The organism is Halobaculum sp. P14 (assembly GCF_051195155.1).
GTDB lineage: Archaea > Halobacteriota > Halobacteria > Halobacteriales > Haloferacaceae > JBNTKA01.
Genome location: NZ_JBNTKB010000008.1, coordinates 83,171 through 105,795, shown reverse-complemented (window position 1 = coordinate 105,795; position 22,625 = coordinate 83,171). Strand labels below are relative to the sequence as shown.

Annotated in this window: 28 protein-coding genes; 19 read left to right on the top strand and 9 right to left on the bottom strand. The window is 71.3% G+C overall.

All coding sequences use genetic code 11. The features are described from left to right. The first annotated feature begins 24 nt into the window (after window positions 1–24). From ACQUS7_RS14350 to ACQUS7_RS14335, 4 genes are all read left to right on the top strand, one after another. A complete protein-coding gene (locus ACQUS7_RS14350) occupies window positions 25–810 on the top strand; it encodes an XdhC family protein (protein WP_435126887.1) in 786 nt (261 codons plus the stop codon). A gap of 72 nt (window positions 811–882) precedes the next feature. Further along, window positions 883–1,545 carry a (2Fe-2S)-binding protein gene (locus tag ACQUS7_RS14345; protein WP_435126889.1) on the top strand — a complete coding sequence of 221 codons (663 nt, stop codon included), beginning with the start codon at window positions 883–885 and terminating at the stop codon, window positions 1,543–1,545. Between the two features lie 3 nt (window positions 1,546–1,548). Continuing rightward, window positions 1,549–3,978, top strand: coding sequence for a xanthine dehydrogenase family protein molybdopterin-binding subunit (locus ACQUS7_RS14340; RefSeq protein WP_435147909.1), 2,430 nt, complete (start codon window positions 1,549–1,551; stop codon window positions 3,976–3,978). Window positions 3,979–3,980: 2 nt separating this feature from the next. Beyond that, window positions 3,981–4,970 (top strand): FAD binding domain-containing protein, encoded by a 990-nt coding sequence (locus ACQUS7_RS14335; RefSeq protein ID WP_435147907.1) that lies wholly within the window; start codon window positions 3,981–3,983, stop codon window positions 4,968–4,970. 108 nt (window positions 4,971–5,078) lie between these two features. Here the strand turns inward: ACQUS7_RS14335 and ACQUS7_RS14330 are convergent, their stop codons facing one another. Then, complete coding sequence (locus ACQUS7_RS14330; protein WP_435147905.1) at window positions 5,079–5,777, bottom strand: FxLYD domain-containing protein; 699 nt, start codon at window positions 5,775–5,777, stop codon at window positions 5,079–5,081. Window positions 5,778–5,922: 145 nt separating this feature from the next. On the opposite strand from ACQUS7_RS14330, the gene ACQUS7_RS14325 reads away from it, so the two are divergent. Both ACQUS7_RS14325 and ACQUS7_RS14320 read left to right on the top strand, forming a co-directional pair. Beyond that, the gene (locus tag ACQUS7_RS14325; RefSeq protein ID WP_435147903.1) at window positions 5,923–6,873 is read left to right on the top strand and encodes a DsbA family oxidoreductase; all 951 of its coding nucleotides are present in this window, start codon (window positions 5,923–5,925) and stop codon (window positions 6,871–6,873) included. Further along, a complete protein-coding gene (locus tag ACQUS7_RS14320; RefSeq protein WP_435126898.1) occupies window positions 6,870–7,202 on the top strand; it encodes a hypothetical protein in 333 nt (110 codons plus the stop codon). Before ACQUS7_RS14325 ends, ACQUS7_RS14320 begins: the two co-directional genes overlap by 4 nt. A 67-nt stretch (window positions 7,203–7,269) precedes the next feature. Here ACQUS7_RS14320 and ACQUS7_RS14315 read toward each other — a convergent pair whose 3' ends face one another. From ACQUS7_RS14315 to ACQUS7_RS14295, 5 genes are all read right to left on the bottom strand, one after another. Then, window positions 7,270–7,689: a hypothetical protein gene (locus tag ACQUS7_RS14315; RefSeq protein WP_435126900.1), complete on the bottom strand. Its 420-nt coding sequence runs from the start codon at window positions 7,687–7,689 to the stop codon at window positions 7,270–7,272. 96 nt (window positions 7,690–7,785) lie between these two features. Beyond that, entirely contained in the window at window positions 7,786–8,415 is a 630-nt protein-coding gene (locus ACQUS7_RS14310) for a nucleotidyltransferase family protein (protein WP_435126901.1), read from the bottom strand. After that, window positions 8,408–8,884, bottom strand: coding sequence for a hypothetical protein (locus ACQUS7_RS14305; RefSeq protein WP_435126903.1), 477 nt, complete (start codon window positions 8,882–8,884; stop codon window positions 8,408–8,410). Before ACQUS7_RS14305 ends, ACQUS7_RS14310 begins: the two co-directional genes overlap by 8 nt. Before the next feature lie 26 nt (window positions 8,885–8,910). Continuing rightward, window positions 8,911–9,981: a hypothetical protein gene (locus ACQUS7_RS14300; RefSeq protein WP_435147900.1), complete on the bottom strand. Its 1,071-nt coding sequence runs from the start codon at window positions 9,979–9,981 to the stop codon at window positions 8,911–8,913. 51 nt (window positions 9,982–10,032) lie between these two features. Further along, window positions 10,033–10,983 carry a cytochrome b/b6 domain-containing protein gene (locus tag ACQUS7_RS14295; protein ID WP_435126906.1) on the bottom strand — a complete coding sequence of 317 codons (951 nt, stop codon included), beginning with the start codon at window positions 10,981–10,983 and terminating at the stop codon, window positions 10,033–10,035. A gap of 213 nt (window positions 10,984–11,196) precedes the next feature. Here ACQUS7_RS14295 and ACQUS7_RS14290 point away from each other — a divergent pair, with 213 nt between their 5' ends. The 7 genes from ACQUS7_RS14290 (at window position 11,197) to ACQUS7_RS14260 (ending at window position 13,891) form a co-directional block, all read left to right on the top strand. Next, window positions 11,197–11,916 (top strand): DUF2103 domain-containing protein, encoded by a 720-nt coding sequence (locus tag ACQUS7_RS14290; protein ID WP_435126908.1) that lies wholly within the window; start codon window positions 11,197–11,199, stop codon window positions 11,914–11,916. Between the two features lie 96 nt (window positions 11,917–12,012). Continuing rightward, a complete protein-coding gene (locus ACQUS7_RS14285; RefSeq protein WP_435126910.1) occupies window positions 12,013–12,291 on the top strand; it encodes a 50S ribosomal protein L37ae in 279 nt (92 codons plus the stop codon). Window positions 12,292–12,322: 31 nt separating this feature from the next. Next, the gene (locus ACQUS7_RS14280; protein ID WP_435126912.1) at window positions 12,323–12,457 is read left to right on the top strand and encodes a DNA-directed RNA polymerase subunit P; all 135 of its coding nucleotides are present in this window, start codon (window positions 12,323–12,325) and stop codon (window positions 12,455–12,457) included. A 7-nt stretch (window positions 12,458–12,464) separates the two neighbouring features. Further along, complete coding sequence (locus ACQUS7_RS14275; RefSeq protein WP_435126914.1) at window positions 12,465–12,827, top strand: KEOPS complex subunit Pcc1; 363 nt, start codon at window positions 12,465–12,467, stop codon at window positions 12,825–12,827. A 39-nt stretch (window positions 12,828–12,866) separates the two neighbouring features. Next, window positions 12,867–13,259 (top strand): prefoldin subunit beta, encoded by a 393-nt coding sequence (locus ACQUS7_RS14270; protein WP_435126916.1) that lies wholly within the window; start codon window positions 12,867–12,869, stop codon window positions 13,257–13,259. Further along, entirely contained in the window at window positions 13,260–13,532 is a 273-nt protein-coding gene (locus tag ACQUS7_RS14265; RefSeq protein ID WP_435126918.1) for a DUF3194 domain-containing protein, read from the top strand. A gap of 158 nt (window positions 13,533–13,690) precedes the next feature. After that, window positions 13,691–13,891: an HVO_0649 family zinc finger protein gene (locus ACQUS7_RS14260; protein WP_435126920.1), complete on the top strand. Its 201-nt coding sequence runs from the start codon at window positions 13,691–13,693 to the stop codon at window positions 13,889–13,891. 27 nt (window positions 13,892–13,918) lie between these two features. Here the strand turns inward: ACQUS7_RS14260 and ACQUS7_RS14255 are convergent, their stop codons facing one another. After that, complete coding sequence (locus ACQUS7_RS14255; RefSeq protein ID WP_435147896.1) at window positions 13,919–14,572, bottom strand: helix-turn-helix domain-containing protein; 654 nt, start codon at window positions 14,570–14,572, stop codon at window positions 13,919–13,921. Window positions 14,573–14,753: 181 nt separating this feature from the next. Between ACQUS7_RS14255 and ACQUS7_RS14250 the strand changes: the two genes are divergently transcribed. The 3 genes from ACQUS7_RS14250 (at window position 14,754) to ACQUS7_RS14240 (ending at window position 17,486) form a co-directional block, all read left to right on the top strand. Continuing rightward, a complete protein-coding gene (locus tag ACQUS7_RS14250; protein WP_435147895.1) occupies window positions 14,754–15,521 on the top strand; it encodes a P-loop NTPase in 768 nt (255 codons plus the stop codon). After that, the gene (locus ACQUS7_RS14245; protein ID WP_435147893.1) at window positions 15,518–16,204 is read left to right on the top strand and encodes a hypothetical protein; all 687 of its coding nucleotides are present in this window, start codon (window positions 15,518–15,520) and stop codon (window positions 16,202–16,204) included. Before ACQUS7_RS14250 ends, ACQUS7_RS14245 begins: the two co-directional genes overlap by 4 nt. A gap of 97 nt (window positions 16,205–16,301) precedes the next feature. After that, complete coding sequence (locus ACQUS7_RS14240) at window positions 16,302–17,486, top strand: AI-2E family transporter (RefSeq protein WP_435147891.1); 1,185 nt, start codon at window positions 16,302–16,304, stop codon at window positions 17,484–17,486. Window positions 17,487–17,702: 216 nt separating this feature from the next. Here ACQUS7_RS14240 and ACQUS7_RS14235 read toward each other — a convergent pair whose 3' ends face one another. Both ACQUS7_RS14235 and ACQUS7_RS14230 read right to left on the bottom strand, forming a co-directional pair. After that, window positions 17,703–17,960 (bottom strand): hypothetical protein, encoded by a 258-nt coding sequence (locus ACQUS7_RS14235; protein ID WP_435126930.1) that lies wholly within the window; start codon window positions 17,958–17,960, stop codon window positions 17,703–17,705. 201 nt (window positions 17,961–18,161) lie between these two features. After that, window positions 18,162–18,473 (bottom strand): hypothetical protein, encoded by a 312-nt coding sequence (locus ACQUS7_RS14230; protein WP_435147889.1) that lies wholly within the window; start codon window positions 18,471–18,473, stop codon window positions 18,162–18,164. A gap of 222 nt (window positions 18,474–18,695) precedes the next feature. Here ACQUS7_RS14230 and ACQUS7_RS14225 point away from each other — a divergent pair, with 222 nt between their 5' ends. The 3 genes from ACQUS7_RS14225 to ACQUS7_RS14215 all read left to right on the top strand — a co-directional run bounded on the left by ACQUS7_RS14225 (window position 18,696) and on the right by ACQUS7_RS14215 (window position 22,489). After that, window positions 18,696–20,000, top strand: a complete 1,305-nt coding sequence (locus ACQUS7_RS14225; RefSeq protein ID WP_435147887.1) for an MFS transporter — start codon at window positions 18,696–18,698, stop codon at window positions 19,998–20,000. A 67-nt stretch (window positions 20,001–20,067) separates the two neighbouring features. After that, window positions 20,068–20,805 (top strand): SDR family oxidoreductase, encoded by a 738-nt coding sequence (locus ACQUS7_RS14220; RefSeq protein WP_435147885.1) that lies wholly within the window; start codon window positions 20,068–20,070, stop codon window positions 20,803–20,805. A gap of 442 nt (window positions 20,806–21,247) precedes the next feature. After that, complete coding sequence (locus tag ACQUS7_RS14215) at window positions 21,248–22,489, top strand: permease (RefSeq protein ID WP_435126937.1); 1,242 nt, start codon at window positions 21,248–21,250, stop codon at window positions 22,487–22,489. Window positions 22,490–22,625: the final 136 nt, after the last annotated feature.

Sequence of the window (22,625 nt, the reverse complement as noted above, 5' to 3'; positions counted from 1 at the left end):
CCGCGGCGACACCACGGTACGGTAATGAGCGTCTACCGGACCGCGGCCGACCTCGCCGACGCCGGCGAGACCGTCGCGCTCGCGACCGTCACGGCCGTCGAGGGGAGCACGCCGCGAGACCCCGGCGCGACGATGCTGGTCCGCGAAGACGGCTCTACGGACGGCACCATCGGCGGCGGCACCGTCGAGGAGTTGACGCGGACGGCCGCCGTCGAAGCCATCGAGGAGCGCGAGCCGCGAACCGAACACTGGGAGCTCCGCCGCGACGGCAACACCGGGATGGTGTGCGGCGGCGAGATGACCGTGTTCATCGACGTCGTCGTCGGCGCGCCGCGGCTCGTCGTCGCCGGCGGCGGCCACATCGCGGTGCCGCTCGCGCGCATGGCGGACGAGATGGGCTACGAGGTGTGCGTCGTCGACGACCGCGAGGAGTTCGCCGACCCCGAGCGGTTCCCGGACGCCGAGGTGTTCTGCGGCGACTACGACGACGGCATCGCCGAGTTCGGCGTCACCTCCAACACCGCCGTCGCCATCGCCAGCCGCAGCGGCACCTTCGACCGCATCGCGGCCCAGGAGGCGCTCGAACGCGACGCCTACTACGTCGGCCTCGTCGCCTCCGACGACAAGGCCGACCACGTCCGCGACGGCCTGCTCGACGACGGCGTCGACGAGGACGCGCTGGAGCGGCTGCACGCCCCGGTCGGACTCGACGTCGGCGGCGGCGACCCGGCGGACGTCGCGCTCTCCATCCTCGCGGAACTCAACCGAGTCCGCCACGGGAAGCCGGCGTCCGTCGACGCGGAATCCTGACGCCTCACGCGGATTCCCTCCACGAACTTCTGGCTACCCAACTTTAAAGCCGACGCTCCCGTAGTAATTAACATGGCAGCTGATGGCAAGGCCTCGGGTGATGGGCCGCCGGCGGGTGGTGAGGACGGAGGGATGGACGACCCCTCCCGACGACAGATAATCAAGGGGGTAATCGGCGGAACGCTGGTCGCCGCCAACGCCTACCTGTTCAACAACATCCGGCAGGCGTCCGCGGAGACGGACGGCGAGGCGCCGGGCGTCCGCGAGCGGGTGTCGAACCAGCTCAAACTGAACGTCAACGGGAAGACCCGGTTCGTGAAGGTGGAGGACCAAGAGCGGCTCGCGGAGACGCTCCGCTACAAGCTCGGACTCACCGGGACGAAGTTCGGCTGCGACCGCGCGATGTGCGGCGCCTGCACGGTCGAGGTCGACGGCGACCCGATTTACGGCTGCACGTACTTCACGCGCGACGCCGTCGGGAAGGACGTCACGACCATCGAGGGGCTGGAGTCCGACGGCCAACTCCACCCGCTTCAGGAGTCGTTCATCGAGGAGCTCGGCGGGCAGTGCGCCTACTGCACGCCCGGCATGATCATGTCCGGGAAGAACCTCCTCGAGGAGAACTCGGACCCGACCCGCGAGGAGGTCAAAGAGGCGCTCTCCGGGAACCTCTGCCGGTGCGGGAACTACGAGAACGAGATTCAGAGCGTGCTGAACGCCGCGGAGAAGATGTAACTCATGGCGGACAACCAGTACGTCGGCCAGGACTTCGAGATTCCGGACGGCCGCGCGAAAGTCACCGGCGAGGCGAAGTACGCCGACGACTACCTGTTCGACAACGCGCTCGACGCCAAGACGGTCAAGTCGCCGTACGCGCACGCGAAGGTGCAGGACATCGACACGACGGCCGCCGAGCAGATGTCGGGCGTCGAGGCCGTCATCACGTACAAGGACGTGCCCGGCACAGACATCGGCCAGCCGATTCTGGCCGAGGAGCCGCTCGTGTACGGCTACCCGGTCGCCGCGGTCGCGGCGAAAGACGAGTACACGGCCGCGGCGGCGGTCGAGGAGATCGACGTCGAGTACGAGGTGCTCGACCACGTCGTCGACCCGGTGGAGACGCTGAAGCCGGGGTCGCCGAACGCCCGCCCGGAGGGGAACGCGCCGACCGGCGAAGCCGGCGGCGAGAGCGCCGAGGGGCAGGGCGGCGCCACCAACGCCGTCGGCACCATCAAGTGGAAGAACGCCGACTTCAGCGAGCGCTTCCCGAAGAACCCGGGGAAGTACCCGCTGAAGTGGTCGTGGGGCGACGTCGAGAAAGGCTTCGAGAAAGCCGACCACGTCGTCGAGGACACCGTCGAGTCCCAGCCGTTCGCGACGAACCCGCTCGAACCGCGGTCCACCGTCGCGCACTGGCAGTCGAACGGCTCCGTGAAGGTGTGGGGGTCCAGCCAGAGCATGAGCATGACCCACACGGGCCTGGCGTCGATGATCGGCGTCAGCCCGGCGAACCTCACCTTCATCAACAACTTCACCGGCGGCGGCTTCGGGTCGAAAGGGACGAGCTACCCGCAGATGGGCGTCCCGGCGCTGCTGTCGAAGGAGCTGAACCGCCCCGTCAAGATTCGCGGCACCCGGAAAGAGGAGTTCCACTGGGGGAACGGCCGGTCGACGCTCATCGCGAAAATCAAGGTCGGCATCACCGACGACGGCACGATCACCGCCCTCGACATCCAGGGCATCGCGGACTCCGGGGCGTACTCCGCCGACGCGCTCTCGACGCTCAGTTCGGCGTACAACTCCATCTCGCAGTGCTGGCAGCCCGAGACGCTCCGCGTCCGCGGCATCGGCGTCTTCACGAACACGCCGAAGCGCTGGCCACAGCGCGGCCCCGGACAGAACCAGGGCGGACTCGTGATGTCGCAGGTCATCGACCAGCTCGCCGAAGTCGCCAGCATCGACCCGCTGGAGCTCCGCATGCAGAACACGCCGTCGCAGGGCGACCCGGCCGGCCCGACGCGGGCACCCATCACGAGCGCCAACCTGAAGGAGGCGTACGAGATGGCGGCCGAGGACATCAACTACGAAGAGAAACGCCGGCGCTCCGGCACCGTGGAGGGCTCGAAGATTTACGGCGTCGGCGCCGGCACCGCCTCCCACCACTCCGGCTACATCGGCTTCGACGGCCTCGTCGCCGTCCACACCGACGGCACCGTCGAGGTCCGGCAGGGCGCCGGGAACCTCGGGACGGAGTCGTTCGCCGCCGTCGCCCGGATGGTCGCCGAAACCATGGACGTCCCGTGGGACCAGGTGAAGGTGCAGTGGGGCCGCAGCGACCAGGCGTCGTTCACGCTCGGCCAGTTCTCCTCGAACACGACGTTCACGACGGGGCTGGCGAACGTGAAGGCCGCAGAGACCGCGATGGAGTACCTCCGCGAAATCGCGTCGCAGACGCTCGGCGGCGCGCCGGACGACTACGAGGTCACCGGCGGCGAAGTCGTCAACACCCAGACCGGCGACAGCATGACGCTGGCGCAGGCGGCGCAGGCCGCAGTCGAGCTGGGCGGGAAGTACACCGCGGAGACGGTGCCGACGAAGTACCAGGAGAGCCTGGTGCCGCTCACCATCGCGGCCGCACAGGACATCAAAGGCGAGAGCCTCGTCGCGTTCGGGAAGTCCACGTCCGAGGACCTCGACGGCTTCGTGACGTCGTTCGCGGGCTGTATCGCGGAGGTGTCCGTCGACCTGCAGACCGGCGAAGTCGCCGTCGAGGAGATCGCGAACTACGCCGACTCCGGCCGCATCATCCACCCGGAGGGGCACAAAGCGCAGGTGGAGGGCGCGACCGTCCAGGCCATCGGCTACGTCCTGATGGAGCACTACCTCCACGACGACGACACCGGGATTCCGCTGAACACTGACTTCTACAAGAACAAGCCGCCGGCGATTCAGGACTACTCGGAGACGGAGTTGAAGACCGGCGGCGTCGACAACCCCGACCCGTACGGGCCGCACGGCGCGAAAGGCGTCGGTGAGCCGCCGTACGGCGCAGCGGCCGCCGCGGTCGCCAGCGCCACGCGGGACGCGCTCGGCGTGACGTTCGACACGTTCCCGCTGAGTCCGAGCGAGGTGCTCGAGAAGATTCAAAGCGAGGAGGTCGACATCTGACCATGCAACAGGACATGATTCCGCCGCTGAAGCACGTCGACGCGACCAGCGTCGACGAGGCGGTACGACTGCTGAGGAAACACGGCGACGACGCCGCGACCATCGCCGGCAACACCGACGAGATCAACTGGATGAAAAACCGGATGCGGATGCCGGAGGTGCTCGTCGACCTGAAGCCCATCGACGAACTCGCCGGTATCGAAGAGACCAGCGACGGCGGCCTCAAGATCGGCGCGCTCACGACGCTGTCCGACGTGGAGTCTCACGGCGCCGTCAGCGGCCACTTCTCGGTGCTCGCCGACGCCGTCGGCGAGGTCGCGACGCCGCAGATTCGGAACCAGGGCACCATCGGCGGGAACCTCTCGCAGGACTCGCGCTGCTGGTACTACCGGAGCGGCTTCGACTGCTACCGCGCCGGCGGCAACACCTGCTACGCCATCACCGGCGAGTCCCGCGACCACGCCGTCACCGACTACTCGCGGTGCATCACGGCGCACCCGTCGGACGGCGCGGTGGCGCTGATGGCGCTCGACGCGAAGGTCGTCGTGAAGGGCGCCCGCGGCGAGCGCCGCGAACCGCTCTCGGAGTTCTTCGTCGGCCCCGAGGAGAACATCACGGTGATGAACGACCTCGCACACGACGAGGTCCTGACGCACATCGAGGTGCCGAGCGACTGGCGCGACGCCAAGTTCTACTTCGAGAAGGTCACCGACCGCGAGTCGTGGGACTTCCCCATCGTCAACATCGCGGCCGCCGTCAGAACGTCCGGCGGGTCCGTCTCGGACGTCCGGCTGGTCAGCAACGGGCTGGCGCCGACGCCGAAGCGCCTCCGGAACGCCGAGCGGTCCATCACGGGGAAGCCGCTCACCGAGGGCGCCGCCGACAAGGCGTCCGACACGGTGCTGCCGAACGCCGCGCCCCAGCCCGACAACGAGTTCAAGGTGCAGCTCGCGGACAACCTCGTCAAGCGCGCCCTGACCGGCGTCCAGTAGCCCGCCGACTCACGCCGCGTCCGCGCTGCGTCCCGCGTCGTCCCGCCTCACGCCTCCCGCGCTCCGTTTTTCGCTGCCGCCGCTTCCGGTTCTTCGAGACCCGGGGAGTCACGCGTCCGTCCGGTTCGCGACCGCCGCGAGGTCGAAGTCGTCGAACCGGCGGGCGTAACTCGGCACGTCGCCGAGCGTCCGGAACCGGACGCTGACCGTCACGGACTCGCCGGGCCGGAGCGTCCGCGTCGGCCGGGACTGCCGGGCGCCGATGACCGACCGGTTCGCGTCGTAGAACGTCGCGACGACCCGGGAGAGTTCCCGCGGCCGGTCGCCGGTGTTGACGACGGTGCTGCCGACGACGACGCGGTCCTGGCCGCGGCTCTCGACGTGCTGGTTCCGGACGACGAGCGCCGAGTCGACGTCGCCGCCCTCGCGGAACGACACGGAGACGTCGTAGTCGTCGACCGCGGACTCGGTCGGCAGGTGGACGTCGAACGGCGCGGTGGCGCCGGCGGGAATCGTCGTTCGGAGCGTCCGCTGTGTCGCCGACGCCACCCGGTCGCCGTTCCGGTAGCCCGTCACGGTGACCGTGACGTTCGTTATCGGTCCGTTCCGGCCGTTCGCGACCTCGCCGACGACGGTCGGCCGGCCGGTCCGGTCGAGGTGAACCGTCGACCCCTGCACCGACACCTCGCCGGCCGTCGGCGCGGCCGGAACCGTCCCGTTGACGGCCGCCTCGATGCCGACGAAGCCGCCGTAGACGAGCAGCCCCGAGGCGACCGCGGCCGCGAGCACGACCCGGTAGTTCGTCATGGAGCCGGGTACGTGCCGGAGCGCCGTGGGGCTGCCGGTCCCGGAACCGCGACCCGGCCGGACGGCCGGCGGTTCGGACGACCGACCGCCGCCGCGACGTTCCGGGGACGGTGGATTCTTTGGTGCGTCGGCCGGGTGTACGGGTGTGCAGACGGAGATTCACGTCTACGGCGACCCGCTCGACCCTCGCGGCTGGGTGACAGAGCCGGCGCTCCGCGCGCTGGACGCGGCGCTCGGCGACGCCGACTGGCGGTTCCACCCGACCGTGCTCGTCCCCGACTGGGCGGCGTACGACGGCCCGGAGTTCCCGGGCGGGAAGGGGTCGGTCGCCGCGGTGTGTTCGCGGGTCAGCGAGGAGAGCGGGATGCCCATCGACGAGTTCCTGTGGTTCGACGACCCGCCGGCGACGTCCGCGCCCGCGTGCCGCGGCGTCGTCGCCGCCGCCGAGCAGGGCGCCGAGGCGGAGCGGCGGTTCCTGCGCGCCGCGCGGGAGGCGACGTTCCTGCGGCGCACCAACCTCGACACCGAGTCCGCCGTGGTCGACCTCGCCGCGTCGGTTCCGGGCGTCGACGCCGACGGCTTCGCGGACGACGTCGCCGACGCGGCCGTCCCCGACCCCGACTCGTCGGTGCTGGACGTCACCGGCGTCGACGCGGCCGGCGACCGCCCCGCGCTGCCGACCGTCGTGGTTCGCGGCGACGAAGGCGAACGCGGCGTCTCCGGGTGGGCCGACTTCGACGAACTCGCGCACGTCGTGCAGGCGGCCACCGGGTCGGCGCCGCCGTCCCCGTCGCTGACCGTCGCGGAGGCGCTCGACCGGTACTCCGCGGCCGGCTGGCTCGCGCCCGCCGAACTCACGGCGCTCACCGGCGAGTCGTACGACGACGCCGCCGACGAGGCCCGCGCGGACGACGACGTCGTCGAGCGGTCGTTCGCGTCGGAGCCGTTCTTCCGGGCCGCCGACTACGTCGCCGACGGCGGAAACGGCGACGGTGCCGACGAGGAGCCCGACGCGACCGACGAGCCGGCCGGTGACGGAGCGGAGGGGACGCCGGGCGCCGAGGCGTCCGGGCCGCGGGACGCCCCGGTCGAATGACGGTCCGCGTCTTCGAGCTGCGCGGCGTCTACGTGTTCCGGTTCGACGGCGACGTGCCTCCGTCGCTGGCGCGCCACTACAACGACCGCGAGGACCGCTACGAACTGCCGACGGCGGACGCGCTCGACGACCTGCCCGTCGCGTACGACCGCGTCGACGACCCGGACCGCTTCCGCGTGTCGTTCCGCGGCGACCCGCCCGAGGACGTCGCCGACGCGGCGCTGCTCGTCGACGAGGGCCCCGTCTCGTCGACGGTGCTGTGCCCGGACGAGGACGCCGTCGAGGCCGCGGTCGCTGCGGGCGGCGAGCGCGTCGAACCCGACGGGTAGCGGACGAGACGGACGGAGAAAACGGACGCTTCAGTTTCGCGGTTCGCGGCGAGACGGGCCGCGTCCGTCAGGAGAGCCGTTCTGCGAGGTGGCTGCCGACGTAGCTGAACACGGTCCACGACAGCAGCAGCATCAGCAGCACCGCGAACGTCACCGGCCACACCGACACGCCGATGTTCGCGGTGATGAACGTCGGCCAGACGCCGGCGAGGCCGGTGAGCAGGACGACTAGTGCGACCGTCAGCGCGCCGAAGGCGCCGGAGAGGGCGCCGCGGAGGTGCCCGGTCTCTTCGTCGGTCGACAGCCGGTCGGCGACGCTGCCGCCGACGAGCGGCCACCCGACGAGCAACACGGCGAACCCGACGACGTCGCCGACCTGCAGCACGAAGACGTGGAGCAGGCCGAGGAGTGCCACGACCCCGCCGCCGATGACGTCCGGCGGCGCGGGAAGCGCGTCGGGACGCGAACGGCTGGTGTCTGTTGCCATGCGTCTAGGTTCCCCCGGAAGCAGTATAAACGTACCGCCCCCGAACGTCGCCGCCGTCTCCCGAATCGAGGGTTTCGCGGCGGTCGCGTCGACGGCTCAGTCCGCGCGCTCGGAGCGGGGCTCGTACCGCTTCACGGCGTCCCAGTACTCCGACGGCGTGTCGATGTCCACGAAGATTCGCTCGTCGCCGACCGGGACGTCGCGGGTGTCGGTGTCGTCGGCGTACACGACGGCGCGTGCGCCCTCGTCGGCCGGCGCGTCCAGCAGGGCGTCGAACGTGCTCGCGGCGAACAGCGGCGGATGCCCGCGGCCGCCGTCGACGGTCGGATGCACCACGTCGGCGTCGGCGTGCTCGCCCGCGAACGCCTCGCGGAGCCGCTCGACGACGCCGACCGGAATCAGCGGGTAGTCGACCGGCGACAGGAACAGCCCGTCCGCGTCTGCGGCCCGCGCGGCGCGGACGCCGGCGGTCACCGACGACAGCATCCCGGACTCGTAGTCGTCGTTGCGGACGACGGTCGCCGCCGACAGGTCCGCGCGGGCGACGACCTCCTCCGCCTCGTGGCCGACGACCACGACGACGTCGTCGACGCCGGCGGCCCGGTACGTCTCGACCAGCCGCTCGACGAACCGCTGGCCGTCGACCGTCAACAGCGGCTTCGGGAAGCCGCCCATCCGCGTCGACTCCCCGGCGGCCGTGACGAGGCCGACCAGGCGGTCAGGCATCCGAGCCGTCCGCCGCGACCCCGTCGGCGTCCGCGTCGGCGTCCTCGGCGTCCCCGTCCGGGCGTTCGAGGTGGTTCGTGAGCTCGTCGAGGAAGAAGAACTTCATCAGCACCGACTGGAACACGGACATCCCGTTGAGGTTGTCCGCCTGCCGGGACGTGATCTTGTCCTGCTCGCCGAGCAGCGACAGCACGGTCCGCGCCTCCTCGACCTCGTCGGCCATCGTCGCCGTGAACCGCTCGTACGTCTCCGTGTCGAACTGGTCGTGCTCGTCGGGGACGGCGGTCGCGGCGTCGAAGCCGGCGCCGAGCGCCTCCTCGAACTGCGAGACGAACTTCCGGACCTGGTCGTTCGGCGACTGGACGGCCTCCCGGCCGACGCCCTGGCCGGCGAAGGAGATGAGGAACTCGTAGGCGGTCTCGATTCGTTCGATTTCGTCGCGGAGATCTGAAACTGGTGTGTCGGTCATGGGTGTGGATTCGGTCGCTGCGGTGTTCAGTCTGACTCTTCGGTGCGGAGCCGCCACGCCCCCGTCTCGGTCCGGGCGACGTCGCCGTCGGCGTCGAGTTCGCGGAGCGACAGCCGGCAGGTGTCCGCCGACAGGTTCGCCGCCGCGGCGACGTCGGCGAGGTACGCCTCGCCGAACGTCGACAGCACCTCCCGGACCTGCGGCGCGTAGTCCTCGTTGCTCCACTGCTCGGCGGCGCGCTGTTCGACGCCGTACGACTCCATCGCCGACCGGCCGTGAATCTGCGCGCGCCAGTTCAGGTCGCCGAGGTCCGGGTCGATTCGGCGCAGCACGTCGACGAACTCGTCGAACCCGGTCGCCGGGTCGACGACGTCGACGTACTCGCCCGACCGGATACAGACGAGCGGCGGCGCCGGCACCGTCGCCTGCGGCCCGCGCCCGGCCTCGTCGTCGTTACTGTCGCGGTCGTCGTTGCTGCTGCGGTCGTCGTCGCTGTCGCGGTCGTCGTCGCGGCTCGCTCGTGCGGTCGGGTCGCCGTCGCTGTAGAGCCGCGGTGCCAGCGGGAGCGTCGCCGGGTCGCCGCGGACGCCGACGTCGTCGTCCGCGAGCAGGCCGCGTGCGACCTCGGCGTCGCGGCCGACCGCGGCGGCCGCACGGCGGCTTCCGACGGCGTCGCGGACCGCGTCCGGGTCCACGCCGTCGACGTCGGCGGCGACGTCGGCGAGCGCCTCCGCCGACGCCGGGGGTCGACCGGCGGCGAACGCCTCGCCGGCGAGCCGGTGGAGGTACGCGAGCGCCCGGTCCGCCGCGGCGTCGCGGACGCCGACCAGCGCCTCGCAGGCCGCCCACGACGACGGAACCCCGTCGCGGAGCGCGTCGGCGTTCACCGGCAGCCCCGCCGCGGTGGCGGCCCGCTCGGCGTCCGTCGCGGCCGCGTCGGCGTCCGGGCCGTCGAGCGGTTCGGGGTGCGCGACGACGGGCCGGACGGTCCACGCGACCTCCGGGAACGCGTACTCGACGTGCCGAATCACGGGCTGGTGGCGCCACTGCGCCGCCGCGAACGGGTCGCAGAACAGGTCCGCGTCGACCCGCGTCATCTGCGCTGGCCCGGCGCAGCCGGCCCGGAGCGCGAACGGCGCCCCGGCCGCTTACTCATCCTCGGTCCGCGGGTCAGGGTCGCCGCCGTCGGGCGCCTTCTGCGCGCCGACCTGCCAGCTACTCGGGGAGTACTTCTCGGCGTACTCCTGCACCGACACCGTGCCGGTGATCATGCTGGCCGTGATCTCCCACTCGTTCGGCCGCAGCGCGAAGTAGACGTGGCCCATCACGAGCGCGACGAGGCCGATGGCGAAGAAGTCGTGGAACACGAAGCTCCACGACACCAGCCCCGGGGCGTCGGCGGTGCCGAGGCCGAACTGGACGCCGAGGAACGAGAACTCGCGGGTCGCCTCCCACAGCGGCTTCAGGTTCACGCGCCGCAGCAGCACGAACCCGGTGAGGATGACGCCGAACGTCGCGCCGGTGACGCCGAGGTGCAGGAACTTCTGCGCGCTCGGGTACTCGAACTGCCGCGGGTACTTCTCGGTGACGCCGATGAGGTTCTTGAACCGCACCCAGAGGTCTTTCAGCTCCTTCGTCCCGATGAACATCTTGTTCCAGGTGCCCTTTGAGGCGACGTGAGCGACGTGGAAGATGACGTAGCCGATGAGGACGACGGCGGCGACGATGTGGACGGTCAGCCACGACAGCCCCGGCACGATCTTCACGGTCACCTCGGTGTTCATGATGATGAACCCCGAGAGCATCAGCGCGAAGATTGACAGCGCCATAATCCAGTGGGAGGCGCGCTGTGCGACGGTGAACCGCTGAATCTCGTCTATCCCCTGCGACCGGAGCGACTCGACGACTTCGTCCTTCGACGGCTCGTCCCCCGTCGCCGACGGCGTCGTCGGGTTCCAGAGCTCCCGAAGGATGTAGTGACCCAGGAAGGTGAGCGTCGCGACGAACGCCAGGACGAGCAGGACGTCCCAGGACAGCCCGACGATCACTTCCTGTCCGGCTCGGCGCGCGAACCGGAAGAGGTCGATTCCGAATGGCATGTGTCATAAGTTGCCACGTCGAAACTTAAATGTACGCCCACCGGAAGCGGGCGACGACCGCCGGAATCGCTTGCCGGAGCCGGTGTCGGCCGCCCCGACCGCCGCGGCGAACGACGCCCCGACGACTTCACCTCGCAGTTGACAGAACGGCTCTGCGGCGCCGCCGCTGGGTCGAACGAACGGGCTTATCTGCCGCGGCGGCGTCGCGCCGATATGAACTGTCGGCGGTGTGGCTCGGCGCTCGAGAAGCCGGGCGACTACTGCTTGCGCTGTGACACCGCCAACTGCGACGCCGTCGTCGCGGCGTTCGACTCGGACCGCGCCACGCTGACGATGCTCGACGGCGACGACGTCGTCGGCGAAACCACGGTGACGACCGTCCCCGACGACGGGGCGCGCACCCGGCCCGCCCAGCTCCGCAACTTCGCCGGCCGCGTCGCCGACGAGATTCGGCGCAAGCGCCCCGACACCGTCTACGCCGCCGGCGAACGCGCCCCGATTCGGGAGACGCGCGCACAGCTCCACTACGAGTTCTTCCGCGTCCCCGACGACGACCCGGTCGAGGCGACCATCGAGAGCCGCGGGGAGCCGTCGCTCGCCGTCGTCGAGAAGGCGCCCGCCGAGAAACTCGGCGGCTCGCACTCCACGCTCATCGGCGGCCGCACCGGCCGGAACGCCATCCGAACGGTCGCGGAACACCCGCACGTCAAGAAAATCATCCCCGGCCCCATCGACGCCGGCGGGCAGGGGTCGCGGACCGGGCTGCGCGCGAAAGTCACGCGCGCCGACCAGCACGGCAACGTCCGGCTGTTGCTCCGGGACGGGTCGAGCGTCCAGGAGAACCGCGTCGTCACGACCGCGAGCGAACGCGACGTCGGCGAACGCGTCCGCGACGACCTCAACGTCGCGCTCGAAGAGGCCGGGTTCGCGTAGCCGGCGGTCGACGGTCGGCGTGGCGGTGTCGCGGCGGCGCGGACGCGCGTCGACTTCGCGGGGTTTTTAGGCTCGTCCGGCGAATCGGCGTGTACTATGGCCGAGAACAAGGCGCGAACCGTCGGGAGCGCCGGGCGCTTCGGCGCGCGCTACGGGCGCGTCGCTCGCCGGCGCGTCTCCGACATCGAAGACGAGATGAACAGTGCAACCGTCGACGGCGACTCCGTGAAGCGAGTCGGAACCGGCGTCTGGGTGAACGAGGAGACCGGCGAGAAGTTCACGGGCGGCGCGTACCGGCCGGAGACCCCGGGCGGCCGCAGCGTCAAGCGCAGCATCCGCGCGGCGCTCGAAGAGGAAGGGGACGCCGACGAGTAACCCAAGTACCTCCGTTACATATCTCCACCAGATGAGCTACAAGTGTTCCCGGTGCAAGCGCGACGTCGAACTCGACGAGTACGGCGGCGTTCGCTGCCCCTACTGCGGCCACCGCGTGCTCCTGAAGGAGCGCGCCCGCGACGTGAAGGAAGTCGACGTCAGGTAGCGCGCCGATGCCCGCGCCGACCGACCGCGGCGCCGACGACGCCGACGACGCGGACGTCGACCCCGCCGACTACGACCACCGGACCGTTCTCACGTTTCCGTACGCCGACGAGCGGCGCGCCCGCACCGTCCACGACGCCGTCGCGGTCGAGCGCGGCGAAATCGACGACGACCGGTCGACCGCAGAGGCCGACCGCGTCGGCGACGCAGTCGAGGTGACCGTCCGCGCCCGCGACCTCGTCGCGCTCAGGGCGGGGACGAACACGTGGCTCCGACTGGTCGGCGTCGCGGAGGCGGTCGCTGACGACGCAGCGCCCCCGGATTCGCCGGCCGGGGGCGGTGCGGACGCCGCGGATTCGGCAGACGACTGAATAACCGGGTTTTTCACGCCGAAGCACGTCGGCCCACGTATGCAGGGTAATCTGCCGCCGGAGGCGCAGGAGAAGATCGAGGAACTGCAGGATCTGCAGGAGCAGGCCCAGCAGCTCGCCGAGCAGAAACAGTCCACGGAGTCGTCGCTGGCGGAGGCCCGGACGGCGCTCGACGCCATGGACGAAGTCGACGAGGACTCGACGATGTACCGAGAGGTCGGCGAGGTCCTCATCGAGACGAACTACGACGAGGCGTACGACGACCTCGAAGAGAAGGTCGACACGCTGGAGATGCGCGCCGAGCGCTTCGACAAGCAGGAGTCGAACGTCCAAGAGCAGTTCGAGGAGCTCCAAGAGGAGCTGCAGCAGATGCTTCAGGGCGGTGCGGGCGGCGGTCCGGCCGGCATGGGTCCGGGCGCCGGCGGCGCGTAAATGGCAGGCGACGACGCATCGGCCGACGACGAGCCGAGCGACGAGGAGGTCGTCCGGACCGCCGCGGAGGCGGCCGAGGGCGTCATCCTCTCGCGGTACAAGCAGGCTGATCTGCGGGACTTCGACGTCACCGTCACCTTCGAGGACGGCGTGCTCGACGTCGACGTCTACATCAATCCGCCCGAGGACGCCGACGCCGACGCGGACGCCGTCGCCGAGGAGGCGGCGCAGACCGCCGGCGACGCCGTCGACGACCTGTTCGACGAGGCGTAGGCGTCCACCTGCGTTTCTCGGCGGCCCGCTTCTCGCGTGACCTATCGAGGAGCGGCGGCGCTGCCGGACGGCCGGTCGCCGGAACGCCTCGAATCCGGTCCGCGTCCCGCCGTTGAACGGTACTAGAGACTTTTGCCGGTACAGGACTATGGTAACATATGGCAATACGAGGTGACGGGCCGAGCGCACTGAGCGGCTACCAGGAGCGGCTCCGGAGTCGCGTGCGCTGCGTCGAATGCGGCCGGGTCGACGTCGGCGCCGACTGGACGACCGGCTTCCGCGACGGACGCGTCGTCTACCGCCACGTCTGCCCGCGGTGCGGCGCGGTCGCCCGCCGCGAACTCAGCATGCTGGAGTGACGCCGACCGCGACCGGCTTTCCGTCGGTCACGGGGAGTCGGCGATGAGCGTCTCGTCGACGAGTTTGCCGACGGCGCGGCGGATGAGTTCGGAGACGGACTGCGGGGCGACGTCCAGTTGCTCCGCGAGGTCGGCCTGCGTGGCCCGCCGCGGGACGTCGAAGTAGCCGGCGTGGTAGGCGGTGGTGAGCGCCGCGTGCTGCCGGTCGGTGAGCGCGTCCGCGAACGGCCGGCCGTTCGGGTCCGCGTCCGTCCGGGCGACGCGCTGGACGTCGACGTCGACGTCGCGGGTGACGCAGTCGGCGAGGAACGACGACAGTTCGGTGCCTTCGGCGAACCGGACGGTGAACTCCCAGCCGTCCTCGGAGCCGCGGCCGGACAGAATCGTTCCGTTGGCGTCCCGAATCGGGCCGAGCACGCCGCCGTCGACCGACGACCAGGTGACCCGGTAGAGCGCGTCGTCGCTGTCGGCCGCGAGCCGCTCGACCGACGCCACCGACGGGTCCTCGTCGGCGGCGGCCTCGAATGCTGCGGTCGACGTATCGGTCACGTGAACGGTGGGAACGATCTGGTCTGCGGTCGGAACCAGTTCTTCGAGAACGACTTCGGCCCCGGTCGCGCGGAGCGTCGAGGTCAGCATGAATCCGGCGCTTGCTGTCGCGATGTCGACGACTCGGGCCATGCGGCGCGAATTGGTGCGCCGTGTTATAACACTCTCGCCCTTCGCTTCGGGAAAAATACCCGGTGTGAGCAGGTTTGTGGCGGGTTCGCCGGCGGCGGCTGCCGCGAACCCGACCCCGAACCCGGCGTGTTCGCCGCGGCGACGCCCGAAATTATATGCGTGAGTGAGCGAGAGAAGGGGCATGGTCGAGGCGTTCGCCGTCGCGAGCGGGAAGGGCGGCACCGGGAAGACGACGAGCACGCTCGCGCTCGGGATGGCGCTCGCCGACGAGTACGACGTGACGGTCGTCGACGTCGACACGGGGATGGCGAACCTGCTGTTCCACGCCGGCCTCGACGACGCGCCGACGACGCTGCACGACCTGCTCGTCGCCGGCGCCGACGTCGACGTCGCCGACGCCACCTACGACCGCTACGGGATGCGGGTCGTCCCGTGCGGGACGAGCCTCGCCGCCTTCGAGCAGTCCGACCCGGCGCTGCTGCGCGACGTCGTCGCCGACCTCGCCGCCGACGCGGACGTCCTGCTGCTCGACTCGCCGGCGACGCTCGCCTCGAAGTCCGCTGTGCTGCCCGTGGTGCTCGCAGACCGCGTCGTCGTCGTCTCCCAGCCGACGATTCCGTCGCTGAGCGACGGCCTGAAAGTGCAGGAGTACGCGGAGTCGTACGGCACCGAAACCGCCGGCGTCCTGTTCAACAAGGTCCACGGCGACCTCGGCACGGTCGCCGAGCAGGCGGACCGCTACTTCGGCGGCGGCACGCTCGGCGTCGTCCCGGACAGCGACGCGGCCCGGCAGGCCCGCGACGCCGGCGAACCGCTGCTCGCGCACGCACCCGACAGCGAAGCCGCCGCGGCGTTCCGCGACGCGGCAGCCCGAATCGACCCGCGGCCGGGCCGCGCCGGCGACGTCGCCGACCGCTTCCGGAGCGCGGTCGTCCCGGAGCGGCCATGACCGAGCGACCGGGCCGCGCCGGCGACGCGCTCGCCGCCGAACCCGGCGCCGTGCCCGACGCGGCCGTCAGCATCCCGGTGGGCGACGTCGTTCGCGCCCGCGTCGCCGCCGACGTCGCATCGCCGCTGGAAGCCGCGCTCGACCGCGGCCTCACCGGCTACGCCGTGTTGCGCCCCGCAGAGGCGATGCTGTTCGGCGCGGACCGCCGCGGCGTCCTGACGTTCGCCGACGGCGTTCCGGTCGTCGCCTACGAGGCAGCCGCGGACGTCGCCGGCCCGGAGGCGCTCGCGGCGCTCGCCGGCGTCGGCCCGGTGCGCGCCGAACTGTACCGGCTCCCGGCGGCGGCGCTCGCGGCCGCGCACGACTGCGACGCGCTGCGCGTGGCGCCGGACGCGCCCGCCCGTGACCTCGCCGGCGACGACGACCTCGCGGCCCGCACCCGCGACGCCGCCCCGGACTCGCGGTCCGGCGCCGGGAGCCACGACGCGCTCGCCGCGTTCCTCGCCGACGAGGAGCGCGTCGCGGCCATCCAGCGGGAGGCCCGCGCCGAAGCCGAGGCGCGCGCCGCCGAGTGGGGACTCACCGACGAACTCGCCGACAGCGGCGACGGCGGCGACTCAGGCAGCGCCGGCCGCGCCAACGGCGACGATTCACGCCGCTCCGACGGCGGAGCCGACGGCTGACCGCTCGGCTGCGACGGCCCCGCCGCCGCTGTTCGGCGGCCGCCCGGGGGTCGCGTGAGCCACAGGACACAGGTGGCGGGGGCGGTAACCGTGGCGCATGGACTCCGCGCTGCCGGACCGGTCGCGTGCCGGGTGGTGGGCGGCGCTGCTCGGGGCGCTCGCGACGGTCGCGCTGTTCCTGTACGCGTTCGTCGGGACGCTCGTCGTCGGCCTGTTCGTCTACTACGCGGTCCGGCCGCTGCACGACGCGATTCACCGCCGGCTCGGCCTGTCGTCGTCGGGCGTCGAGGCGGCGCTGACGATGCTGGCGGTGGTGCTGCCGGCGCTCGCGGTCGTGGTCTACACCGGCGTCGTCGCGTTCCGCGAGTTCGCCGCGGTCGCCGGCGGCGACGCGGTGTCGGTGCTGCTGTCGATGCTCGGCGCGGAGCCGTCGTCGCTGCTGACGGCGGTCCGCCGCCCGATTCGGTTCCTCAGCCGGCTCGAAGACCCTCAGCGGTTCGGCGAGCGGCTCGCGGCGGCGCTCTCCACGGTGGCGACGGCCGGCAACGCCGCGCTGCACCTGTCGCTGTCGCTGACGTTCGCGTTCTTCCTGCTGCGCGACGGCGACCGGCTCGACCGGTGGTTCCGGGACCGGGTCGCCGACGGCGACAGCGGGCTGTGGGAGCTGCTCGCCGGCGTCGACGCCGACCTCGAACGGGTGTACTTCGGGAACGTCGCGACGGTCGTCCTCGTCGGCGTCGCCGCCGTCTGCGTCTACAACGGCTACAACGCCGTGGCGCCCGCGGCGGTCCGGCTGCCGGCGCCGACGCTGCTCGCGCTCCTCACCGGGCTCGCGACGTTCGTCCCGCTGGTCGTCGGGAAACTGGTGTACGTGCCGGCGACGGGCTACCTACTCGGGGAGGCCGTCCGAACGGACGCCGCGGTCGCATACCCGGTGACGTTCCTCGCGCTCTCGTTCGTGCTGCTCGACGTGCTGCCGCAGGCGGTGCTCAGGCCGTACCTCTCCAGCGGCTCGCTCCACACCGGACTGGTGCTGTTCGCGTACGTGCTCGGCGCCGCGTTGTTCGGCTGGTACGGGCTGTTCCTCGGCCCGCTACTCGCGGTGCTCGTCGTCCGCGTCTCCACGCACAGCCTCCCGGGGCTGCTCACCGACGGCCCGGTTCGCGCGGGCGACGCAGACGGGGCAGCCGACGCTGACGACTCGGGCGACGCCGAGGGCAACGCGGACGCCGAGGGCAACGCGGACGCCGCGGGCGACGCGAACGACTCGGAGCAGGACTGACAGGCTTCGTCGCGGTCGACGAACTCCGCCGCGACCGACCCAGTGTCGTGGTCGCCGGTCGGTCGAGGACGGAAGAAGCGGTGGAACGGCGAGCGACGGAGCCGCGGACGGAGCGAACCGGTGGAGAGCGGAGGCGGTCGGAGGACCGTCGGAGGGACGGTGGAGGGAATCGGAGGGCGCGTGCGACTCGACTCGGTCGCGTCCGGAACCGCGCCGTTACGGCTCGTAGTCGTGGCCGGCGACGGCCGCGACGACGTTGACGGCGACGAGTGCGGCGAACGCGGTGGTGTGCGAACCGGCGACGCCGGCGGCGAGCAGCGGGAGGTACGTCAGCGGGAGCAGCGACGCCGTCCAGAACGCGGCGGCGCGGGCGGGCTGCAACAGGCCGGTCTGTGCGGCGTCGCGGACGACGGCGGGGGCGTCGGTTGCGTGGCGAGCGAGCCGGTCTGCGGGGGACTGATTGGAGGTGGACATGGGTTCGTTCCAGTTCAGCCATGGACGGCCGACCCCATATACCGTCCAGACCGTTGGCGCCCCTTCGGCTCCGTTCACGCGGACGCCGCTGGTTTTACACGGTTTCCGCCGACTCGACGAACACTTTCCCACGTTTCACGAACTGCTGAAAACAGACGAGACAGTTTATCGGGCGATTTGAGCGCGTTTCGGTGGTTCGGCTCAGTCTTCGATTTCGGGGCCGGCCGAAGACAGCTCGATTTCCACGTCGCGGTCGTCGTCCTGCTCCGCGTCGCCGCCGCGCCGGAGCCGGCGGACCACGGCGCCTGCCGCGACGAGGAACGCGAGCCCGACGACCGGCGCGAGCCACGCGGCGCGCGACCGTCCGCTCGACCCGGATGCGACGCCCGGAGCGGCCGTGTCGCCACCGCGGTTCCCCCCGAGTTCCTCGTCGTCGTCGGGTGCGGGGAAACTGACGTCGCTGCTGAATTCGGGGTTGTCGACGTGGAGTTCGAAGAGTGTGAATCGGTCCATGGCCGAGAGACGCGCTCCGAGTAGATATAGCCGTAGTGAGCCGTGTCGACACGGCGGCACGCCGGCGTCGTGTGACCGTCGACTGCTCCGGTGTCCTGGCGTCCGGTCGCGCCCCGGCGTCGTCGACGGCTTCCAGCGGGCGGTGTGTGAGCGGTCAGCGCGCTTTCCGGCGACCGTCGCCGGAACGCGAGCCTACTCACCGCCCCCTACGTTTCGAAACGTATGACCTCGCTCCAGCGGCCGCGTCTCGACCGGGCCACCGGGCTCGTCGGGCTGGCGGCCGTCACGCGGACGCTCGGCGGGGCCCTCCTCGGGACGTCGCTCGCCGTCTACGTCGGCCGGAACGGCTCGCCCGTCGCGGTGTCGCTGCTCGCCACGGCGTTCTCGCTCGGCATCATCCTGTTCGCGCCGGTGTGGGGCGCGCTCGCCGACGTCACCGGCCGGCGGAAGCTCATCCTCGTCGGCACCGGCGTCGGCGCGACGCTCGCCGTGACGCCGCTGCTCGTCGCGCCGTCGTTCGCCGGCACCGTCCGCGTCGGGCCGGTCGCCGTCTCCGCGGCGCTGTTCCCGGTCGCGATTCGGGGGCTGTACGCGGCGTTCATCGCCGGGTTCGGGCCGCTGATGCTGACGGTCGCCAGCGAACGCGGCGGCGCCGACGGCCGCGGGAAGTCCGTCGGGTCGTTCAACAGTTTCCGCGCCGCAGGCGCCGGCTCCGGCCAGTTCGTCGCCGGCCTGCTGCTCGGCGCGCTCGCCCCGACCGAACTGTACGCGGTTATCGCCGCGGTCTCTGCCGCAGCCACCGTCGCGGTCGCGCTCGTCGACACCGGCGACTCGCCGCCCGACCCGGACGCCGACTCGCTCGCCACCGAGGTCAGAACCCGGCTGCTTCCGCCGGCGGGGGACCGCGGCCACCTCCGGACGAACGGCCTCGGCTGGCTCTACCTCGGGCTCGGCGTCCGGCAGGCTACCGTCTCCGGGGTCGGCGCGCTGATGCCCGTCTACATCGTGACGACGCTCGCGCTGCCCGAGGCCTGGATGGGCGTGCTGCTCGCGTTCAACCCCGTCTCGCAGACGTTCCTCATGTACTACCTCGGCGGCGTCGTCGACGACGCGGGGCGCAAGCCGCTCATCACGCTCGGCATGGCCGGCTCGGCCGGCTTCGGGCTCGTCGTCGCCGCCGCGGTGCTCGCGCCCTCGCGGCTGCTCACCGCCGCCGTCGTCGCCGTCGGCTACGTCGTGCTCGCGGTCGCCTACTCCGCGATGTGGACCGGCGCGGTGGCGTTCGTCGGCGACGTCGCCCCCGAGAACCGCGAGTCCGAACTGATGGGGCTCGCGTCGACCAGCCGGTCGGTCGGCGGCGTCGTCGGCCCGCTGCTCGTCGGCGGCGCCGCCGAACTCGCCGGCTACCCCGCCGCGTTCGCCGCCGGCTCCGTGCTGGCGCTCGGCGCGTCGCTGCTCGTCGGCCTCCGCGTCACTGAATCCGCGCCCGCCGCGGTCCGCGGCGGCACCGCCAGCAGCGCCGACTGACCGCTCGCCGCGGGTGCCGTCTGCCCGGAGGGGAATCCCTTTGCCGGTGCCGACGTAGCCAACTGGTATGCAGGACATCGACGGCGACACGGTGGTCATCACCGGCGCGAGCAGCGGAATCGGCGCGGCGACGGCACGCAGCCTCGCGGACGCGGGCGCGAACCTCGTGCTCGGCGCGCGCCGCGCGGAGCGACTCGAGGCGCTGGCCGCCGACCTCGAAGCCGAGTACGGCGTGTCGGCGTCCGCGGCGCCGACCGACGTCACCGAGCGCGAACAGGTGGACGCGCTCGTGGAGGCGGCGGTCGAGCAGCACGGCGGCGTCGACGCGCTCGTGAACAACGCCGGCGTGGGGCTCGAGGGCGACGTGGAGTCGATGTCCGACGATGACTTCCACACGATGATGGACGTGAACACCGACGGGATGTTCTTCGCGACGCGGGCCGCGCTCCCGCACCTCCGCGAGTCCGAGGGGACGCTGGTGTTCCTCGGCAGTTTCGCGGGGCAGTACCCGCGCCCCGGGAATCCGGTGTACGCGGCGACGAAGTGGTGGACCCGCGGGTTCGCCCACAGTCTCGAGGGCGTCGTCGGCGAGGACGGCGTCGCGGTCACGGTCGTCAATCCGACGGAGGTCCGCACGGAGTTCGCCTCCGAGCAGGGCGCCGCCTTCGAAGAGCAGTACGGCGAGGACGAAGCCACCAGCCCGGACGCAATCGCCGACGCCATCCGGTTCTCGCTCCAGCAGGACGCCACCGACACCGTGAGCGAACTGAACCTGTATCGGCGCGACAAGTTCGCCGGGTTCTGACCGGCTCGGCCACCCGACCCCGTTTAAGTAGTTCTCGTCACAACGAGTAGATACGAGGCGGAACGCGGCGCGACCGCGAGGGGACGCGCGCCGCACTTCTCGACTCCTCGACTTGGCCACACCGCGAGCCACTGCGCCATCAGTCGTTTCGGACTGCGACGCCAGCGACACTTTCTGTTCCGAGAACGTCGTGCCCGCTCGGTTTGGAATCCGAAGAACTCGGGCCGTCCTGTCGAACCGATGAAAGGGAAATCCACGTAACCGAGCAGTGCGTACGGCCTCCCGTGCGACAGTTCCAGAGCCGAACCGACTGTCGGTCGCGGAGCCGACGAGGAACCGACGGGCGGAGCCGTGACGGCGGATTGCTACCTCGCGTCAGCGTGAGCCGCGGCGGGAGACGCAGTGGGAGACGAGACTGCGGCGAACCGGGAGGTGAGCGGCCGTGACGCTCGCCGACGCGGCGGTCGAGGGGCTTCGGCTCGCCGGCGAGATGTTCTGGGAGACGTGGTGGGCGCTCGTGCTCGGATTCACCATCGCTGGCGCCGTCGAGACGTTCGTCAGCGAAGAGCAGATGACGGCGGCGCTCGGCGGCGACGGCCTGCGCGAACTCGGCCTCGGCACCGCGTTCGGCGCCGCCTCATCCAGCTGTTCGTTCGGCGCGGTCGCGACGACGAAGTCGCTGTTCAAGAAGGGGGCGTCGCCGGTCGCGAGCCTCGCGGCGTTCCAGTTCGCGTCGACGAACCTCGTCATCGAACTCGGGCTCGTCATGTGGATTCTGCTCGGCTGGCAGTTCGTCGTCGCGGACTACGTCGCCGGCCTCCTCCTCATCGTCCTGCTCGCCGCGACGTTCAAGTACGTCGTCCCGGCGTCGTGGTTCGAGGCCGCCCGGACGCACCTCCAGTCGACGGAGGGCGTCCGCGACCCGAACTGCGGCATGGAGGTCGACCCGACCAGCGACGACGTCGTCACGCTCGACACCGACGACGGCACCGAGTACTTCTGCTCGGAGTCGTGCCGGTCGGCCTACCGGGAGAGCCACGAGAGCGACGAGTCAGGCGGTCGGCGGCTGCTCACCGCGCAGGGCTGGCGGCTCGCCGCGAAGAACGCCATCGGCGAGTGGGACATGCTCTGGAAGGACATCGCCGCGGGCTTCCTCGTCGCCGGGCTCATCGGCGCGCTCGTGCCGCGGCAGTGGTGGACGACGCTGTTCGGCGTCGGCGCCGAAGGGACGCTCGGCTGGGTCGTCGCGTCGGCGGTCATCGGCGTCGTCGTCGGCGTCGTCACGTTCGTCTGCTCGGTCGGCAACGTCCCGTTCGCCGTCATCCTCTGGAACAACGGCATCGCGTTCGGCGGCGTCATGTCGTTCATCTTCGCGGACCTCATCGTCCCGACCATCGACGACGCCTACCGGCGCTACTACGGGCTTCGGCTCGCCGCCGTCCTGTTCGTCAGCATCTTCGTGACGGCCGTCATCGCCGGCGTCGCCATCCACTACGCCTGGAGCGGCCTCGGGCTGATTCCGCCGCAGGGCGAGGCCGGCGGCACCGCGCCGTCCGGCTACACGCTCTACTTGAACGCCGCGTTCACCGTCGTGTTCGCGGTGCAGGCGTACATCACGTTCGCCGGCGACGACGCCGACGACGGCGCCGGCCCCACCGACGCCGAGTCGGCGCACGCGCACTGACCGGTGGGGCGGGGAGTCGGCTTTTGTGCATCCGCGTGAAACCCCCGTCTAGACGCGGCCGTCACGAGACTCGGCCGTCGGCGCACGACCCGAATTCGAACCGACCCGGACTCGAATCGGACCTGACCCGAACCAC

What these genes read in the sequence shown, in the direction of transcription:
- ACQUS7_RS14245 (WP_435147893.1), top strand. Translation starts at nt 15,518, where the DNA reads ATGACCGAGCGACCGGGCCGCGCCGGCGACGCGCTCGCCGCCGAACCC.
- ACQUS7_RS14315 (WP_435126900.1), bottom strand. Translation starts at nt 7,689, where the DNA reads ATGGCAACAGACACCAGCCGTTCGCGTCCCGACGCGCTTCCCGCGCCG.
- ACQUS7_RS14280 (WP_435126912.1), top strand. Translation starts at nt 12,323, where the DNA reads ATGAGCTACAAGTGTTCCCGGTGCAAGCGCGACGTCGAACTCGACGAG.
- ACQUS7_RS14340 (WP_435147909.1), top strand. Translation starts at nt 1,549, where the DNA reads ATGGCGGACAACCAGTACGTCGGCCAGGACTTCGAGATTCCGGACGGC.
- ACQUS7_RS14255 (WP_435147896.1), bottom strand. Translation starts at nt 14,572, where the DNA reads ATGGCCCGAGTCGTCGACATCGCGACAGCAAGCGCCGGATTCATGCTG.
- ACQUS7_RS14330 (WP_435147905.1), bottom strand. Translation starts at nt 5,777, where the DNA reads ATGACGAACTACCGGGTCGTGCTCGCGGCCGCGGTCGCCTCGGGGCTG.
- ACQUS7_RS14345 (WP_435126889.1), top strand. Translation starts at nt 883, where the DNA reads ATGGCAGCTGATGGCAAGGCCTCGGGTGATGGGCCGCCGGCGGGTGGT.
- ACQUS7_RS14305 (WP_435126903.1), bottom strand. Translation starts at nt 8,884, where the DNA reads ATGACCGACACACCAGTTTCAGATCTCCGCGACGAAATCGAACGAATC.
- ACQUS7_RS14275 (WP_435126914.1), top strand. Translation starts at nt 12,465, where the DNA reads ATGCCCGCGCCGACCGACCGCGGCGCCGACGACGCCGACGACGCGGAC.
- ACQUS7_RS14310 (WP_435126901.1), bottom strand. Translation starts at nt 8,415, where the DNA reads ATGCCTGACCGCCTGGTCGGCCTCGTCACGGCCGCCGGGGAGTCGACG.
- ACQUS7_RS14285 (WP_435126910.1), top strand. Translation starts at nt 12,013, where the DNA reads ATGGCCGAGAACAAGGCGCGAACCGTCGGGAGCGCCGGGCGCTTCGGC.
- ACQUS7_RS14240 (WP_435147891.1), top strand. Translation starts at nt 16,302, where the DNA reads ATGGACTCCGCGCTGCCGGACCGGTCGCGTGCCGGGTGGTGGGCGGCG.
- ACQUS7_RS14350 (WP_435126887.1), top strand. Translation starts at nt 25, where the DNA reads ATGAGCGTCTACCGGACCGCGGCCGACCTCGCCGACGCCGGCGAGACC.
- ACQUS7_RS14220 (WP_435147885.1), top strand. Translation starts at nt 20,068, where the DNA reads ATGCAGGACATCGACGGCGACACGGTGGTCATCACCGGCGCGAGCAGC.
- ACQUS7_RS14260 (WP_435126920.1), top strand. Translation starts at nt 13,691, where the DNA reads ATGGCAATACGAGGTGACGGGCCGAGCGCACTGAGCGGCTACCAGGAG.
- ACQUS7_RS14320 (WP_435126898.1), top strand. Translation starts at nt 6,870, where the DNA reads ATGACGGTCCGCGTCTTCGAGCTGCGCGGCGTCTACGTGTTCCGGTTC.
- ACQUS7_RS14265 (WP_435126918.1), top strand. Translation starts at nt 13,260, where the DNA reads ATGGCAGGCGACGACGCATCGGCCGACGACGAGCCGAGCGACGAGGAG.
- ACQUS7_RS14225 (WP_435147887.1), top strand. Translation starts at nt 18,696, where the DNA reads ATGACCTCGCTCCAGCGGCCGCGTCTCGACCGGGCCACCGGGCTCGTC.
- ACQUS7_RS14250 (WP_435147895.1), top strand. Translation starts at nt 14,754, where the DNA reads ATGGTCGAGGCGTTCGCCGTCGCGAGCGGGAAGGGCGGCACCGGGAAG.
- ACQUS7_RS14300 (WP_435147900.1), bottom strand. Translation starts at nt 9,981, where the DNA reads ATGACGCGGGTCGACGCGGACCTGTTCTGCGACCCGTTCGCGGCGGCG.
- ACQUS7_RS14295 (WP_435126906.1), bottom strand. Translation starts at nt 10,983, where the DNA reads ATGCCATTCGGAATCGACCTCTTCCGGTTCGCGCGCCGAGCCGGACAG.
- ACQUS7_RS14270 (WP_435126916.1), top strand. Translation starts at nt 12,867, where the DNA reads ATGCAGGGTAATCTGCCGCCGGAGGCGCAGGAGAAGATCGAGGAACTG.
- ACQUS7_RS14290 (WP_435126908.1), top strand. Translation starts at nt 11,197, where the DNA reads ATGAACTGTCGGCGGTGTGGCTCGGCGCTCGAGAAGCCGGGCGACTAC.
- ACQUS7_RS14335 (WP_435147907.1), top strand. Translation starts at nt 3,981, where the DNA reads ATGCAACAGGACATGATTCCGCCGCTGAAGCACGTCGACGCGACCAGC.
- ACQUS7_RS14235 (WP_435126930.1), bottom strand. Translation starts at nt 17,960, where the DNA reads ATGTCCACCTCCAATCAGTCCCCCGCAGACCGGCTCGCTCGCCACGCA.
- ACQUS7_RS14230 (WP_435147889.1), bottom strand. Translation starts at nt 18,473, where the DNA reads ATGGACCGATTCACACTCTTCGAACTCCACGTCGACAACCCCGAATTC.